The organism is Mesorhizobium sp. M2A.F.Ca.ET.037.01.1.1 (genome assembly GCF_003998075.1).
GTDB lineage: Bacteria > Pseudomonadota > Alphaproteobacteria > Rhizobiales > Rhizobiaceae > Mesorhizobium.
In genome coordinates, this window is record NZ_RZSA01000768.1 from 1 (window position 1) to 3293 (window position 3293).

4 protein-coding genes and 1 pseudogene are annotated in these 3293 nt (G+C 62.4%); all 5 read right to left on the reverse strand.

Translation table 11 applies throughout. The features are described 5' to 3' along the window. Nucleotides 1-509: pseudogene (locus EOA27_RS28620) on the reverse strand (DNA-directed RNA polymerase subunit beta); the annotation flags it as partial. A gap of 262 nt (nt 510-771) precedes the next feature. Beyond that, entirely contained in the window at nt 772-1152 is a 381-nt protein-coding gene (gene rplL / locus EOA27_RS28625; protein WP_042642152.1) for a 50S ribosomal protein L7/L12, read from the reverse strand. 54 nt (nt 1153-1206) lie between these two features. Next, the gene (gene rplJ, locus EOA27_RS28630) at nt 1207-1725 is read right to left on the reverse strand and encodes a 50S ribosomal protein L10 (protein WP_126061036.1); all 519 of its coding nucleotides are present in this window, start codon (nt 1723-1725) and stop codon (nt 1207-1209) included. A gap of 368 nt (nt 1726-2093) precedes the next feature. Beyond that, entirely contained in the window at nt 2094-2792 is a 699-nt protein-coding gene (gene rplA / locus EOA27_RS28635; protein ID WP_126082809.1) for a 50S ribosomal protein L1, read from the reverse strand. A 4-nt stretch (nt 2793-2796) separates the two neighbouring features. Further along, complete coding sequence (gene rplK, locus EOA27_RS28640) at nt 2797-3225, reverse strand: 50S ribosomal protein L11 (RefSeq protein ID WP_042642146.1); 429 nt, start codon at nt 3223-3225, stop codon at nt 2797-2799. Nucleotides 3226-3293: the final 68 nt, after the last annotated feature.

The following is a 3293-nucleotide window of genomic DNA, read 5'->3' on the forward strand; positions in this document are numbered from 1 at the left end:
CCCTTGTCATGGTCGAAGAAGACGCCCGGCGAGCGGTGCATCTGCGAGACGATGACGCGCTCGGTGCCGTTGACGATGAAGGTGCCGTTCGACGTCATGAGCGGCATGTCGCCCATGTAGACGTCCTGCTCCTTGATGTCCTTGATCGACTTCGCGCCGGTATCCTCGTCGATATCGAACACGATGAGGCGCAGCGTCACCTTGAGCGGCGCAGCATAGGTCAGGTCGCGCTGACGGCACTCGTCAACGTCGAATTTCGGTGCCTCGAACTCATACTTCACGAACTCCAGCATGGAGGAGCCGGAAAAGTCGGAGATCGGGAAGACCGACTTGAAAACGGCCTGCAGTCCCTCGTCCGGACGGCCGCCCTTGGGCTCGTCCACCATCAGGAACTGGTCATAGGATGCCTTCTGAACCTCGATCAGGTTCGGCATCTCCGCAACTTCCGGGATCTTTCCGAAGAACTTGCGTACGCGTCTGCGGCCATTGAAAGTCTGGGTCTGGGCCATCGTCGCTCCTTAGCTCTAAACTCGGGACGAACCTCGCCGCGGCTCGCCTTGCACCAACGGGCCGCCTCGACGGCTGCCCCTATCTGTTTTCCGGCCTGCACTGCCAACAGCTTGGCGGGTACCGGCTAAAACGGGAGAAAACCCGTTTCCGGAAGGCCGCTTTTCGGCCCTCAGGAAAGAGGTTTTCAAACGCCTCGCGCAACAAAGTCTCCCTCAGTCCAAGGGAGGGGCGGACGGCGCGAGACCGTCCGCCCACGCCTAATTACTTCAGCTCGACCTTGGCGCCAGCTGCTTCCAGCTGAGCCTTGAACTTGTCGGCGTCGGCCTTGGAAACGCCTTCCTTGACCGGCTTCGGAGCCGCTTCGACCAGGTCCTTGGCTTCCTTGAGGCCAAGGCCGGTGATGGCGCGGACTTCCTTGATGACGTTGATCTTCTGGGCGCCGGCGTCGGCGAGAACGACGTCGAATTCCGTCTTCTCTTCAGCCGGAGCAGCGGCAGCGGCAGCACCACCAGCAGCGGCGGCAACAGCCACCGGAGCGGCGGCCGAAACGCCCCACTTCTCTTCCAGGAGCTTCGAAAGCTCAGCCGCCTCGAGGACGGTCAGGCTCGAAAGGTCGTCTACGATCTTCGCGAGATCAGCCATTTTGATATTCCTTCAATTGGTTCGAACGTGTGTTGTTGACAGCGAGGAACGGCCTCATGCCGCCTCGTCCTTCCGGGCGTAAGCGCCGATGACACGCGCGACCGAAGCCGCGGGCGCATTGACGATCTGGGCGATCCGGGTTGCCGGCGTAGCGATCATGCCAACCAGCTTGGCGCGCAGCTCGTCGAGCGACGGCATCGTGGCGAGTGCCTTGACACCATCGGCGTTGAGCGAGGTCGAGCCCATCGCGCCGCCGAGAATGATCAGCTTGTCATTCCCTTTGGCGAATTCGGACGCGACCTTCGGCGCCGCAATCGGATCCTCCGAATAAGCGACCAGCGTCTGTCCCTTGAACAGATCGATGATCGATGCGGAGTCCGTGCCCTGAAGAGCGATCTTGGCGAGACGGTTCTTCGCGACTTTGACGGTGCCGCCGGCGGCGCGCATCTTCGACCGAAGGTCGTTCATTTGCGCCACGGTGATACCGGCGTAGTGGGCCACGACGACTGAACCCGCGTTCGAGAACGCATCATTCAGGCCCGTGACGAGTTCGCGCTTTTCCGCTCTGTCCACTGCCTATCTCCAGTTGACCACTGCCTCATTTTCGAGGTCAGAAGTCGGGTTGCCTTTTGCCGGCCGGGCCATCCAAAAACGGATCTCCCGAACGACGCTCGAGGATCCTGCCCCCTTTCGCCACACCGACGGCAAGCCGGCGATGCGCTGACAAAAGGCAAACACGGTTCGAACCTTTCATTGGAGCTTTCGCTCCTTTGTCGGGTCTTCACCCGTCTCATGCAGGCCCACATGAATTAAGGCTGTTGGGCCGCCTGCAATCTCGGACAGGATATCCGGAAACCTTTCGGCTCCCGGGTTACCGGGCCGCCGACGGATCGGCGGTCCGGAATTCTCCATGGGTCGACTCAGGGCCGACCCGACGACACTTACGACGCGGCGAGCGTCGCGATGTCGAGCTTCAGGCCCGGGCCCATCGTCGAGGTGACCGACACCTTCTTGACGTAGTTGCCCTTGGCGCCGGCCGGCTTGGCCCTGTTCACCGCATCGGCGAAGGCGCGGACATTCTCTTCCAGCGCCTTGACGTCGAACGAAACCTTGCCGACGCCGGCCTGGACGATGCCGGCCTTCTCGACGCGGAACTCGACGGCGCCGCCCTTCGAAGCCTTGACGGCCGCAGCCACGTCGGTGGTCACGGTGCCGACCTTCGGGTTCGGCATCATGCCACGCGGGCCGAGCACCTTACCCAGACGGCCGACCAGCGGCATCATGTCCGGCGTGGCGATGCAGCGATCGAAATCGATCGTGCCCTTCTGGACGATGTCGACCAGATCCTCGGCGCCAACGATATCAGCACCGGCGGCCTTTGCTTCCTCAGCCTTGTCGCCACGGGCGAACACGGCGACACGCACGGAACGGCCGGTGCCGTTCGGCAGGTTGACCACGCCGCGGACCATCTGGTCGGCATGGCGCGGATCGACACCGAGATTCATCGAGACCTCGACGGTCTCGTCGAACTTCACCTTGGACCGGTCCTTGAGCAGCTGCAGCGCCTCGGAGAGCGCATAAGCCTTGTTCGGATCGATGCCTTCGCGACTCGCAGCAACACGCTTTGCAATCTTTGCCATGATCTTAGCCCACCACTTCCAGGCCCATCGAGCGGGCGGAGCCCTCGACCATGCGCATGGCCGCCTCGACGTCGTTTGCGTTCAGGTCCTTCATCTTCTGCTCGGCGATCGCGCGCACCTTGTCGCGGCTGATCGTGCCGACCTTGGTCTTGCCCGGCTCCTTGGAGCCCGACTTCAGGTTGGCGGCCTTCTTCAGGAAGTAGCTCACCGGCGGCGTCTTCATGACGAAGGTGAACGACTTGTCCTGGTAGTAGGTGATGACGACCGGGATCGGCGACCCCTTCTCGAGCTCCTGCGTCTGCGCGTTGAACGCCTTGCAGAATTCCATGATGTTGATGCCGCGCTGACCAAGCGCCGGGCCGATCGGGGGCGACGGCGTGGCCGAGCCCGCGGCAACCTGGAGCTTGAGCTGGCCTGCAACTTTCTTAGCCATCTCTATTCCTGCCTTTTCTCATGCCGGCCCATTAGCGGGACACCGGCGGTTGGAGTCTGGGGGGGCGG

Coding starts and splice junctions, on each gene's coding strand:
- rplL (WP_042642152.1), bottom strand. CDS start 1,152: ATGGCTGATCTCGCGAAGATCGTAGACGACCTTTCGAGCCTGACCGTC.
- rplA (WP_126082809.1), bottom strand. CDS start 2,792: ATGGCAAAGATTGCAAAGCGTGTTGCTGCGAGTCGCGAAGGCATCGAT.
- rplK (WP_042642146.1), bottom strand. CDS start 3,225: ATGGCTAAGAAAGTTGCAGGCCAGCTCAAGCTCCAGGTTGCCGCGGGC.